The organism is bacterium (assembly GCA_021372775.1).
Taxonomy (GTDB): domain Bacteria; phylum Acidobacteriota; class Polarisedimenticolia; order J045; family J045; genus JAJFTU01.
Window position 1 is genome coordinate 1 of sequence record JAJFTU010000149.1, and the last position, 11,908, is coordinate 11,908.

At 73.8% G+C, this 11,908-nt stretch carries 10 protein-coding genes; 3 read left to right on the forward strand and 7 right to left on the reverse strand.

The window, feature by feature from the left end; translation table 11 throughout:
* On the forward strand, window positions 1-282 hold a 282-nt coding region (locus LLG88_04935), incomplete at its 5' end, for an EamA family transporter RarD (GenBank protein MCE5246252.1).
* 3 nt (window positions 283-285) lie between these two features.
* Here the strand turns inward: LLG88_04935 and LLG88_04940 are convergent.
* On the reverse strand, window positions 286-633 hold the full coding sequence (locus LLG88_04940; GenBank protein ID MCE5246253.1) for a cupin domain-containing protein: 348 nt from the start codon (window positions 631-633) through the stop codon (window positions 286-288).
* A 95-nt stretch (window positions 634-728) separates the two neighbouring features.
* Here LLG88_04940 and LLG88_04945 point away from each other — a divergent pair, with 95 nt between their 5' ends.
* On the forward strand, window positions 729-1,670 hold the full coding sequence (locus LLG88_04945; protein ID MCE5246254.1) for a hypothetical protein: 942 nt from the start codon (window positions 729-731) through the stop codon (window positions 1,668-1,670).
* A 270-nt stretch (window positions 1,671-1,940) separates the two neighbouring features.
* Here LLG88_04945 and LLG88_04950 read toward each other — a convergent pair whose 3' ends face one another.
* The 6 genes from LLG88_04950 to LLG88_04975 form a co-directional block, all read right to left on the reverse strand.
* Window positions 1,941-3,506 (reverse strand): alkaline phosphatase family protein, encoded by a 1,566-nt coding sequence (locus LLG88_04950; protein ID MCE5246255.1) that lies wholly within the window; start codon window positions 3,504-3,506, stop codon window positions 1,941-1,943.
* Between the two features lie 4 nt (window positions 3,507-3,510).
* A complete protein-coding gene (gene galE, locus LLG88_04955) occupies window positions 3,511-4,491 on the reverse strand; it encodes a UDP-glucose 4-epimerase GalE (GenBank protein MCE5246256.1) in 981 nt (326 codons plus the stop codon).
* Between the two features lie 14 nt (window positions 4,492-4,505).
* The gene (gene lpdA / locus LLG88_04960; protein ID MCE5246257.1) at window positions 4,506-5,894 is read right to left on the reverse strand and encodes a dihydrolipoyl dehydrogenase; all 1,389 of its coding nucleotides are present in this window, start codon (window positions 5,892-5,894) and stop codon (window positions 4,506-4,508) included.
* A gap of 7 nt (window positions 5,895-5,901) precedes the next feature.
* A complete protein-coding gene (gene odhB / locus LLG88_04965) occupies window positions 5,902-7,230 on the reverse strand; it encodes a 2-oxoglutarate dehydrogenase complex dihydrolipoyllysine-residue succinyltransferase (GenBank protein ID MCE5246258.1) in 1,329 nt (442 codons plus the stop codon).
* 178 nt (window positions 7,231-7,408) lie between these two features.
* Complete coding sequence (locus LLG88_04970; protein ID MCE5246259.1) at window positions 7,409-10,210, reverse strand: 2-oxoglutarate dehydrogenase E1 component; 2,802 nt, start codon at window positions 10,208-10,210, stop codon at window positions 7,409-7,411.
* 177 nt (window positions 10,211-10,387) lie between these two features.
* On the reverse strand, window positions 10,388-11,344 hold the full coding sequence (locus LLG88_04975; GenBank protein ID MCE5246260.1) for a sensor domain-containing diguanylate cyclase: 957 nt from the start codon (window positions 11,342-11,344) through the stop codon (window positions 10,388-10,390).
* 379 nt (window positions 11,345-11,723) lie between these two features.
* On the opposite strand from LLG88_04975, the gene LLG88_04980 reads away from it, so the two are divergent.
* A partial coding sequence (locus LLG88_04980) for a hypothetical protein (protein ID MCE5246261.1) occupies window positions 11,724-11,908 on the forward strand: 185 nt, incomplete at its 3' end.

The window sequence follows — 11,908 nt, forward strand, 5'->3', positions numbered from 1 at the left end:
TTCGACCTGCTCCTGATGTCGAGCGGCGTCGTCACCGCGCTGCCGCTGATCTGGTTCGTCGAGGCGGCGCGGCGGCTGCGGCTGACGACGCTCGGCTTCCTGCAGTACCTCTCGCCGACGCTGCAGTTCCTGCTCGGCGTCTTCCTCTTCGCCGAGCCGTTCCCGCCGGAGCGGCGGATCGCCTTCGGCCTGATCTGGGCCGCGCTGGCGCTGTTCACCGTGGACGCGACGCTCGCGCTGCGCCGCGCCGAGCAGTTCCCGCCGAAGCCCGCCGAGCGCTGACGCTCAGCGGTACATCGTCAGCAGCATCTTGAGCGGCGCGGCGGCGACGAGGGCGTGCGGCACGTTGGCCGGCATCAGCACGAAGTCGCCCGCGCGCGCGGCGACCGGCTTGCCGCCGATCCGCAGATCGACCGCCCCTTCGACGACCTGCACGAACGCGTTGTAGGGCGACGTGTGCTCGCTCAGCGACTGCCCTTCGTCGAAGGCGAAGAAGGTCAGCGTGCCGCCGTCGGCGTTGTGGATCGTGCGGCTGACGATCGCGCCGGGGACGACGTCGAGCAGCGAGGCCAGCGGCTGGGCGGTCGCCGGCTCGACGGCGCCGCGGGACTTCCTCGTTTCCTGTTCGCTCATCTGGACGTTCCTTATTCGGATACCGTTATCCTGATATTGCGGCGGCGGCCCGTCAACCGCGCGCGTGGGACAATCGGCGCGGAAAGGGCACGAGCGTGGCCGACAGGCGACTGCTTTCGGAAATCATGGACGGGGACGCCGACGCCGCGGCGGAATTCGCGCGTCGCCACGCCCGCTTCGTCCGCGCGGTCCTCGGCCGCGCCGAGCGGGCGCCGCGGCGCGACGCGGCGGGCCCCGGCGAGGGAGTCGGCGCATCCGCGGCGCCTGACTCCGGGCGCGCCCTGCGGGTCGAGGCCGCGGCCGAGGCGTTCGACTCGTTGTTCGCGAACGGCTGCCGCGGGCTGCGGGCCTGCAGCGACGCGCGGCCGATCCACCGCGCCCTCGCCGACGCGACGCGCGCCGCGGCCGCGCTGCGCGGCCTCGTCCTTCCCCGCCCCGCGGACGCCGCGCCGCCGCACGTCCATCCCGACGACGCCGCCGCCGCGGCGACGAACGCGATCGACCGCCGCCGCGCCTCGGCGATCAAGGCCCACCTCGAGACCTGTCCGGCCTGCGCCGCCGCCGCGCGCGTTCCCGCGGGGGACGACGACGCGCTCGTCGCCGCCGTCCGCGCGACCTTCGCCGCGCGCCGCCCCGCCCGCGGCGCCGCGCGCGCCCGCATCGTCGCCGACGCGTCCGGCCCGCGCCTCGAACGCGAAGAACGCCCCGCGGACGACGAGTCCGCGCTCCCGCAGGAAGAACCGCGCCGCGTTGCGGACGATCAAGAGCCGCGCTGGCGCTTCGGCACGCTGACCGTCGCGCTCGCCGTCGGCCGCATCGCGGGCATCGACGTGCTGACCGCGCAGACGACGACCTCGGACGGCGCCGCCGCGCCCGGCGTTCCGCTCGAGTTGCACGCGCCGTTCGCGCCCCCGATCGTCGTCGCCGCCGACGCCGCGGGCCGCGCCGCCTTCCCCCTGCCGACCGCGCCCGCCCATCTCGCGCTGCGCGGCGCCGACGGCATCGACGTTCTCCTCGACCTCCGTCCCGCGCTGTAGGGGCGGCTGGCGCGCCACGACGAACGTCGGAGCGACGGCGCCGCATCGCGCCTGCCGCCCGACCCGATTTCCGCGCAATCCTGCCTTTCACGACGAAAGGCAACGTTGAGCGCGTTGCACCTCGGGAGGCAGGCGCGGAGGAATCATCCGCGGTCCAACGATCATCGTGGCGCGCCAGCCTCCCCTACGGCCGTCGCCGATCACCGCAACACGTCGCCGCCGACCCACCGCGACGCCCCGGAACCCGCGGGCCTTGCGCCCAGCGAACCCTCAGTGAACGGGCCGCCCCACGCCGTCCACGAGCAGCCGATACGTCCGCTCCACCCGATCCCAGTTCCGCTCGCGGTCGAGCGCCCAGTGACGCCCGATCACCGACACCAACCGCCCCACCCCCAGCTCCGCCGTCTTCCGCTCGATCTCGCCGACGTAGTGCGCCCCCGACTCCGGACGCTCGCCGCGCCGGCCGAGCAAGCCGTGCACGAAGACGTTCTCCGCGCCGGCGCGCCGCGCCAGTTCGAGCAGCGCGAAGAGGTGCTCGATCGAACCGTGCGAGGAGAAGAACGACACGATCCCCAGCAGGTGGAGCCGCGTCCGCTCCCGCTTCGCCCCCTCGACCGCCCAGCGGAACGCCTCGTTCTCGTAGAACGAGCCGTCCTCGATCGCCCGCGCGATCCGCACCCGGTCGGACGAAACGACCCGTCCCGCGCCGATGTGCAGATGCCCGGCCTCGGAGTTGCCGACGGTCCCTTCCGGCAGCCCGACAGCAAGCCCCGATGCCGCGAGCTCGGTCCACGAGCGCTCGGCGAGCAGCGCCCGCAGATGCGGCGCCTCGGCCTGCGAGAGGAGATTGCCCGGCCCCGGCTCGGCGAGCCCCCAGCCGTCGCAGACGAGCAGCAGCACCCGCCGCGCCGGATCGCGCGGCGGCGCCTCGACGAACAGCGGGCGCCCCGTCATCTCCGCCGGCGGATCGATCCCCAGCAGCTGCAGCGCCGTCGGCGCGACGTCCACGAGGCTTCCGCCGCGGCGCAGCTTCAGGCGCGAGCCGTCGGGCGGCGCGTAGACGAACGGCACCGGGCTCGTCGTGTGGCCGGTGTCGATCGTCCCTTCCGGGTAGAGCCAGTGCTCGACCGAGCCGTGGTCGGCCGTGACGAGCGCCGTCACGCCGGCCCGCCGGCAGACGGCGAGGATCCGCCCGACCGCGCGGTCCACCGCCGCGATCGCGCGCAGGATCGCCGCCTTGTCCTCGCCGTGGCCGACGACGTCCATGTTCGGCAGGTTGCCGACGACCAGCGCGGCCCCCGGATCGGCGACCGCCGCGATCAGCGCGTCGGCGATTTCCTCCGAGCGCATCTCCGGCTCGGAGAACGGATCGTGCGGCGAGGGGGGCGCGACGCGCGTCTCGCCGGGGAAGGCGACGTCCTGCTTGCCGTTGAGGAAGTAGGCGAGGTGGATCGCCTTCTCCGTCTCGGTCACCTTCACCACGCGCCGTCCGGCGCGCGAGACCGCCTCGACGAGCGTGCCCTTGAGCCGCCGCTCCGGCGGGAAGGCGACCTTCACCGGCAGCTTCGCGTCGTACTCGATCATCGTCGCGAAGTTGACCGCGAGCTCCGGATCGACCGGGAAGCCGACGCCGCGCGGCCGCACGAACGCCTCGGTCAGCTCGACCTCGCGCTCGCCGCGGATGTCGTAGAAGACCACGAAGTCGCCGTCCTGGATCCGCCCGACCGGCTGCCCCGCGTCGTCCACGCGGCAGAGCGGCTCCATCGTCTCTTCTTCCTGCCCGCGGCGGTACGCCCCGCGCACCGCCTCCGACATCGCCTGGTCGATCGGGTTCATCGCGTCACTCCGCGTAGCCGTCGGGGCGCCGCTCCATGAAGCGCCACGCCGAGGCGACGATCCCGTGCAGCTCCTGCCACTGCGGCTTCCAGCCGAGCTCGCGCTTGATCTTGTCCGCGCCGGCGACGAGCCGCGCCGGGTCGCCCGCGCGCCGCGGGCCGATCTTCGTCGGGATCTCGCGCCCCGTCACCTCGCGCGCGACGTCCACGACCTCCTTCACCGAGTAGCCGGCGCCGCCGCAGCCGAGGTTGTAGATCCGCCCCTCCGGCGCGCACGCGTCGAGGGCGAGGATGTGCGCCCGCGCGAGGTCCACGACGTGCACGTAGTCGCGCACGCAGGTGCCGTCCGGCGTCGGGTAGTCGTCGCCGAAGATCGTCACCGCCGCGCGCTTCCCCTGCGCCGCCTGGAGCACGATCGGGATGAGGTGCGATTCCGGATCGTGGTCCTCGCCGCGCTCCTGGCTCGCGCCGGCGGCGTTGAAGTAGCGCAGCGCGACCCAGCCGAGCCCGTGCGCCCCGCCGAACCAGCGCAGCGCCCCCTCGAAGGCCAGCTTCGTCGCGCCGTACGGATTCGTCGGCGCCGTCGGGTCGGTCTCCTCGATCGGCTGCCTGGCCGGCTCGCCGTAGGTCGCGGCGCTGGAGGAGAAGACGATCTTCTTCACCCCCGACGCGACGAGCGCCTCGAGCAGCGCGAGGCCGCCGACCAGGTTGTTGCGGTAGTACTTCGCCGGGTCCTGCACCGACTCGCCGACGAGCGAGTAGGCCGCCATGTGGACGACCGCCTCGACGCCGCGCTCCCCGACGACGCGCCGCACCAACTCGCCGTCGGCGACGTCCCCTTGGACGAACGCCGCGCCGCCCGGGACGGCGGCGCGGTGTCCCTTGACCAAGTTGTCCAGGACCACGACCTCGTGGCCGTCCCGCAGCAGCTCCTCGGAAACGACGCTGCCGATGTACCCCGCCCCCCCGGTGACGAGCACGCGCATCGCGGTCCCCTTCGTCAGATGTGGATCGAGCGTCCGGCGACGCCGAGCGCCGCCTCCTTCACCACCTCGCTCAGCGTCGGGTGGGCGTGGCAGGCGCGGGCGACGTCCTCGGCCGAGGCCTTGAAGGCCATCGCCGTGGCCGCCTCGGCGATCAGGTCGCCGGCGCGGGCTCCGACGATGTGGACGCCGAGGATCCGGTCGGTGCGCGCGTCGGCGAGGATCTTCGCCTTGCCGTCGGTCGCGCCGATCGCGCGCGCCCGGCCGTTGGCGATGAACGGGAAGGCGCCGACCTTGTACTCGACGCCGGCCGCCTTGAGCTCCTCTTCCGTCTTGCCGACCGAGGCGATCTCCGGATCGGTGTAGACGATCGCCGGGATCGCGTCGTAGTCCACGTGGCCGAACTGGCCGGCGATCCCCTCGACGCAGGCGACCGCTTCCTCCTCCGCCTTGTGGGCCAGCATGACGCCGCGGACCGCGTCGCCGATGGCGTAGACGCCGGCGGCGTTCGTGCGGAACTTCTCGTCGATCTCGATCCGTCCCTTGCCGTCGGTCGCGATCCCGACCGTCTCCAGCCCGAGGTCCTTCGTCGCCGGCATGCGGCCGACGGCGACGAGCACCTTGTCGCAGCGCAGCGGCTCCGCGCCCTCGGCCTCGACGACCGCGCCGTCGCCGTCCGCCCGCGCCGCGAGGACGCGCGCGCCGAGGCGGAACTCGAGCCCCTGCCGCTTGAAGATCTTCAGCGCCTCGACGGCGATCTCGAGGTCGAGGCCGGGCACGATGCGGTCGAAGTACTCGAGCACCGTGACCTTCGCGCCGAGGCGGCGCCAGACCGTGCCGAGCTCCAGGCCGATCGCCCCCGCGCCGATCACCGCGAGGTGTCCCGGCACGGCGTCGAACGAGAGCGCCTCCGTGCTCGTCACGACGGTCTTCCCGTCGATCTCCACCCCGCGCAGCGGCGCCGAGACGCTCCCCGGCGCGAGCACGACGTTCTTCGCCGCCAGCTCGACCGTCCCGTCCGGCCCCTCGACGACGACGCGCCCCGGCCCGGCCAGCCGGCCGTGCCCGACGACGCGCGTCACGTTGTTCTTCTTGAACAGCCCCTCGACCCCCTTGGTGAGGGCGAGGACGACGTCGTCCTTCCGCTTCATCATCGCCGCGAGGTCGAGCCCGACCTCGCCGCCGAGCTTGATCCCGTGCCGCGGGAAGCCCTTGCGGGCCTCCGCGTACTTCTCGCTCGACTCGAGCAGCGCCTTGCTCGGGATGCAGCCGATCCGCAGGCAAGTGCCGCCGAGGCGCGCCTCGCGCTCGACGCAGGCGACGTTCATTCCCAACTGCGCGGCGCGGATGGCGGCCACGTAGCCGCCGGGGCCGGCGCCGACAACGACAAGATCGTGCTCCTGCACGGACACGTCACACCTCCAACAACATTCGTGCCGGGTTTTCGATGCACTCCTTGATCCGCTTGAGGAAGGTCACCGCCTCGCGGCCGTCGATGATCCGATGGTCGTAGGTCAGCGCGACGTACATCATCGGCCGCACCACCACCTGCCCCTCGCGGGCCACGGGGCGGTCCTGAATGGCGTGCAGCCCCAGGACGCCGCTCTGCGGGTGGTTGACGATCGGCGTCGAGAGCATCGAGCCGTAGACGCCGCCGTTGCTGATGGTGAACGTCCCTCCCTGCAGCTCCTCCAGCTTGAGCCGGTTCTCCTTCGCGCGCGAGGCGAAATCCGCGATCGCCTTCTCGATCTCGGCGAAGCTGAGCCGGTCGGCGTCGCGCAGGACCGGCACGACCAGCCCGCGCCCGCCGCCGACGGCGACGCCGACGTCGTAGTAATTCCGATAAAGGACGGCGTCCCCCTGCACCTGCGCGTTGACCGCCGGGACGAGCTTCAACGCGTCCACGGCCGCCTTCACGAAGAACGACATCAGCCCGAGCTTGACGCCGTAGCGCTTCTCGAACGGCTCGCGCTGCGCGGCGCGCAGCGCGGCGACCGCCGACATGTCCACCTCGTTGAACGTCGTGAGCAGCGCCGCCTCGCGCTGCGCGACGACGAGCCGCTCGGCGATCTTCCGCCGCAGCGGCGACATCGGCACGAGCTCCTCCTGCCGCGGCGAGGCCTCGGCGCGGGCGATCGCGGCCAGTTCCGCGTCCCGCGACGGCGGCACGGGCGGCTCGGTGGCCGCCGCGCGCAGGTCCGCCGCGGCGACGACGTCCTCCTTGAGGATCCGGCCGCCGGGACCGGTGCCGCGCAGGTCGCGCACGTCCACGCCGAACTCGGCCATCGCCCGCTCCGCGGCCGGCATCACGCGCGGCGGCTCGGGGGGCGGGACCGGCACGATCGCCGTCGGCTGCGTCACGATCGAGGCCGGCGCCGGCTTCGGCGCGCGCGGCGCCGCCGCCTTCGCCGCGGACGAGGCCTCCGGCCCGGGCGCGGCCGGCTTCGCCGCCTCGCCGCGCGTCGGCGGCGCGGCGGGCTCGGCCTTCGCCTCCGGCGCGACGGCCGTCTCGTCGATCGTCGCCAGCGCGGCGCCGACCGCGACGGTCGCCCCCTCCGCGGCGAGGAGCGGCCCGAGCCGCCCCGAAGCCGGGGCGGGAATCTCCTGCGTGACCTTGTCGGTCTCCAGCACGACGAGCGGCTCGTCGCGCGCCACGAACTCTCCCTCGCGGCGCAGCCAGCGCGCGACCAGCGCCTCGGTGATCGACTCGCCGAACGACGGAACCTTCAGTTCGACCGACATGGCGGGGCCTCTCCTCGGCAGGGCGGCGCGCCCGCGGCGGACGCGCCGAAGCGTAATGATGCCTTCAATTCCGGCGCGCGGGAACGCTCCCGCGACGCGGCGTGCGCGCCGCCGCGGAACGCCGCCGGCGCGGGATCGCGACGCGGCGCCGGATCGCGGCGCGGCGCGCGCCCGCGGCTCACGCGAAGGCGCGGTCGAGCAGCCCGCGCTGCTCGAGCTTGTGGCTTCCCGCGGAGCCGGTCGCCGGGCTGGCCGACTCGGCGCGGGCCACGACGCCCAGCGGCGCGCGCAGGCCGAGCGCGTCGCCGAAGCGGTTCTTCACGTGCAGCCACGCCCCCATGTTCAACGGCTCGTCCTGCACCCACGCCGCCGGGGTTCCCTTGCGCAGCCCGGCCAGCGCGCCGGTCAGCTCCTCCGCGCGCAGCGGGTAGTACTGCTCGACCCGCACGATCCCGACGTCGGGCCGCCGCCGCGCCTCCCGCTCCCGCAGCAGGTCGTAGTAGATCCGCCCCGAGCAGAGCAGCGCCTTCGTCCACTCCTTCGCCGGCCGGCCGCCGGCGTCGGGGACCACGCGGCGGAAGCCGCCCCGCGCCAGATCGTCGAGCGAGGAGACGCACTCCGGCAGGCGCAGCAGGCTCTTCGGCGTCATCACGATCAGCGGCTTGCGCCAGCGGCGGCGCACCTGGCGCCGCAGCAGATGGAAGTACTGCGCGGGGGTCGAGGGCTGCGCGACCTGGATGTTGTCCTCGGCGCAGAGCGCGAGGAACCGCTCCAGCCGCGCCGAGGAGTGCTCGGGCCCCTGCCCCTCGAAGCCGTGCGGCAGGAGCAGCGTCAGGCCGGAGAGCCGCCCCCACTTGTCCTCGGCGCTGACGATGAACTGGTCCACGATCACCTGCGCGGCGTTGCAGAAGTCGCCGAACTGGGCCTCCCACAGCGTCAGCGCGCGCGGCGTCTCCATGCTGTAGCCGTACTCGAAGCCGAGCACGCCGACCTCGGAGAGCGGGCTGTTGCGGATCTCGATCGGCGCCTCGCGGGGCGCCCCGGCGGCGAGCGCGCAGTAGGGGCGGCCGTCGCGGACGTCGTGGAGCACCGCGTGCCGCTGGCTGAAGGTGCCGCGCGCCGAGTCCTGCCCGGAGAGGCGGATCGGCGCGCCGTCCTCGGCGAGCGTGGCGAAGGCGAGCGCCTCGGCCGTCGCCCAGTCGAGCGGGCGCTTCCCCTCGGCCATCTCGCGCCGCGCGGCGAGAAGCCGCTTGATCTTCGGGTGCGGCTCGAACCCCTCCGGCGTCGCGGCGAGCCGCTCCAGCGCCGCGGCGAGGCGCGCGCGCGGCACGCCGGTCTCGACCTCCGGCGCCTCGGCGTCCGGTCCGCCGAGGAACCCCGCCCACGTCCCGGCGAGCGTGTCGAGCGGCGCGTGGTACTCCGGCGCGCGCGCGACCGAGAGCTCCCGCTCCAGCGCCTCGCGCCGCTCGACCGCGATCCGCTCCGCCTCCTCCGCCGTCACGCCGCCGAGCCGCAGCAGGTGCTCGAGGTACCCCTCGCGCACCGACTTGCGGGCCTTGATCGCGGCGTACATCACCGGCTGCGTGAACTCCGGCTCGTCCCCCTCGTTGTGGCCGTAGCGGCGGTAGCAGTACATGTCGATCACGACGTCGCGGCGGAAGGCGCGGCGGAAGTCGAGCGCCAGCCGCACCGCCTGCGTCACCGCCTCGGGGTCCTCGCCGTTGACGTGGAAGATCGGGCTCTGCAGCATCCGCGCGACGTCGGTGGCGTAGGTCGTCGTGCGCCCTTCGTCCGGCGAGGTCGTGAAGCCGATCTGGTTGTCCACCACGATGTGCAGCGCGCCGCCGACGGCGTAGCCGGCGAGGCCGCTCATGTTGAGCGTCTCCTGCACCACGCCCTGCCCGGCGAACGCCGCGTCGCCGTGGACGACGATCGAAAGGACGCGCTCGCGCGCCGCGTCGCCGGCGAGGTCCTGCTTGGCCCGCGCGCGGCCGAGGGCGACCGGCCCGACGAACTCGAGGTGGCTCGGGTTGAAGCAGAGCGAGACGTGGACGTCGCGGCCGGAGGCGGTCCGCACGTCGCCGGAGTGGCCGAGGTGGTACTTGACGTCGCCGCCGCCGATGTGGAGCTCCGGGTCCTTGTCGTCGAACTCGGCGAAGATCCGCCGCGCGCTCTTGCCGACGATGTTGGCGAGGACGTTGATCCGCCCGCGGTGGGCCATGCCGATCACGACCTGCTCCGCGCCCTGCGCCGCCGCGCGGTCGATCGCCTGGTCGAGCAGCGGCACGAGGCTCTCCGCCCCCTCCAGCGAGAAGCGCTTCGCGCCGACGTAGCGGCGCTGCAGGAACTCCTCGAAGATCACGGCGTCGGTGAGCTTGGTCAGCAGCCGCAGCTGCTCCCCGCGCGAGAGCTCGGGACGGTTGCGCGACCCCTCCATCCGCTCCTGCAGCCAGAGCTTCGGCCGCAGCTCGTCCATGTGCATGAACTGCACGCCGATCGCCCGGGTGTAGGTCTCGCGCAGAATCTCCAGCGTCTCGCGCAGCGTCGTCGCGCCGTTCGTGCCGGCGATCGTGCGCCCGGAGACGAACCGCCCCATGTCGGCCTCGGTCAGGCCGTAGTAGGCGGGATCGAGTTCGGGGTGGGGCGCGCGCGGCAGCCCGAGCGGGTCGAGCGCGGCGGCGAGGTGGCCGCGGACGCGGTAGGCGCGGACGAGCTGGTCCACGCGGTCCTGCCGCGCCGCGACGTCCGTCTCGCGGCGCAGCACGGCGCAGACGCGGCACTGGTCGCGCGTCGGGTGGAAGACGGTGGCGGGATGGAAGCTCGGGCCGAGCGCGGCGCCCGCGGGGCCGTACGGCTCGAGCGATTCGAAGTAGCGGCGCCAGTCGGCGGGGACCGACTCGGGGTCGCGGAGGAAGCGGGCGTAGAGGTCTTCGGCGTAGTCGAGGTTCGCTTCGTTCGGAAGCCGCTCCGGAGGATTCATCGCGATCGTCCTCGGGCGCCTGCGCGGCGCCGGAGGAGAATCGTACTGCGAAAGAGGAGCGCGCCTCGGCCTAAGGCGCCCGCTCGGAAAGCCCGATCGGCGGAAACGGAGAAGGCGGCCGGCTCGGGCCGAAGCGCGGCCGGCTCGGGCGGAAGCGCGGCCCGCGGCGGACCGCGGTCAGCCCGCGTCGTCCTCGAGGGCCAGGCGGTCGCGCCCCTCGCGCTTGCTCTGGTAGAGCAGGCGGTCCACGCGCGACCAGAGGTTCTCCAGCCGCTCGCCGGGGCGGGCGAGCGCCGCGCCGGCGCTGGCGGTGACGTGGACGAGGTCCTCGCCGGCGACGATCCGCGCCCGCGGGACGATCGTCCGCAGCCGCTCGACGGCCGCGGCGAGCTCGAGCCGCCCGGCGACGGGCTGGATCAGCACGGCGAACTCCTCGCCGCCCCAGCGGCCGACCGTCTCGTCGCGCCGCCGCACGAAGGAGAGCGCCCGCGCGACCGCCTGAAGCAGCTGGTCGCCGGCGCCGTGGCCGAACTGGTCGTTGATGTCCTTGAAGTGGTCGAGGTCCATCAGCGCGAGGCCGAACGGGCAGCCGTAGCGGTCGCAGCGCACGGAGGCCTTCTCGAGCAGGTCGTCGAAGCCGCGGCGGTTCGGCAGCGCGGTCAGCGCGTCGGTCGTCGCGACCCGCGCCAGCTTGGCCACCTCGCTGCGCAGCGCGTGGTTCTCGGCGTCGTCGATCAGGCTCTCCACGACCCCGGCGAACCCGCCGTCCGGGCCTTCGAGCGGCATCGCCCGGACAATGACGGGCGCGAGCGAGCCGTCCGCGCGGCGCAGGAAGAGGCGCGCGACCTGCGGCTTGCCGTCGGCGAGGGCCGTGGCGGCGGGGCTCAGGCGCCCGGCCAGCGGCCGCCCGTCCTCGTCGCGGTGCAGCGCCAGGTCGCCGTCGCACGAGCGCCCGACGACGTCGGTCGCCGCGAAGCCGGTGAGCCGTTCCGCCCCGCGGTTCCAGTGGAGGACGTTGAGCCGGGCGTCGAGGACGAAGAAACCGTCGAAGAGCTGGTCGACGAGCTTGTGCCCGAACCGCAGCTGGGGCGCGGCGGTCAGTTGCGTCTCGAACCAGCTCTCCTCGCCCGACATCGTCGGCCGCTCCTCGGCGTTGCGGTGACTGTACGGCGGCCCCGCCTGCGGGCAACGCGAAACGCGTCCCGCGGCGCCAAACTTCGGCGCCTCCAAACCGTTCCAAACCATCGCGGACCCCACTTCATCCCCTCATTAGCAAATCAACGACGCCGCGTCCACCGACGAACGCGGGAAAATCGCGTTTCGTCGAAAGTCGGCGCGGCCGCGCCGGGCGCCGCGGCGGCGACCGCGGGCTTGGTATGCGGCGAAGAGACGCGAGAGCGGGGCCTTTCCTGTTCCGAGGACGTAGATTGGCCTCGAGCGGCGCCGCGGACCCGCGCGGCGCCGGGCGAACGTCCGCGCGGCGCGGCGGCCGCGCGCGGCGGAGGGCGGACGGATGCGCAATCGGATCAGCGGTTTCGGGATGGTCATGCTGATGGTCGTGGCGGCGATCGTCCTTTACCTCGTGTCGCGGGACGTCGAGTCGAAGAAGGACGTGCTCTCGCGGCTCAAGGCGCCGCCGCCGGCGGTCGGCCTGACGACCGACGACAGCCCCTCGCCGGGGACGCCGCCCGAAGGCGC

Excerpts from the sequence above, each read along its gene's own strand:
- galE (MCE5246256.1), bottom strand. The coding sequence starts at position 4,491 with ATGCGCGTGCTCGTCACCGGGGGGGCGGGGTACATCGGCAGCGTCGTT.
- odhB (MCE5246258.1), bottom strand. The coding sequence starts at position 7,230 with ATGTCGGTCGAACTGAAGGTTCCGTCGTTCGGCGAGTCGATCACCGAG.
- LLG88_04950 (MCE5246255.1), bottom strand. The coding sequence starts at position 3,506 with ATGAACCCGATCGACCAGGCGATGTCGGAGGCGGTGCGCGGGGCGTAC.
- LLG88_04940 (MCE5246253.1), bottom strand. The coding sequence starts at position 633 with ATGAGCGAACAGGAAACGAGGAAGTCCCGCGGCGCCGTCGAGCCGGCG.
- LLG88_04970 (MCE5246259.1), bottom strand. The coding sequence starts at position 10,210 with ATGAATCCTCCGGAGCGGCTTCCGAACGAAGCGAACCTCGACTACGCC.
- LLG88_04975 (MCE5246260.1), bottom strand. The coding sequence starts at position 11,344 with ATGTCGGGCGAGGAGAGCTGGTTCGAGACGCAACTGACCGCCGCGCCC.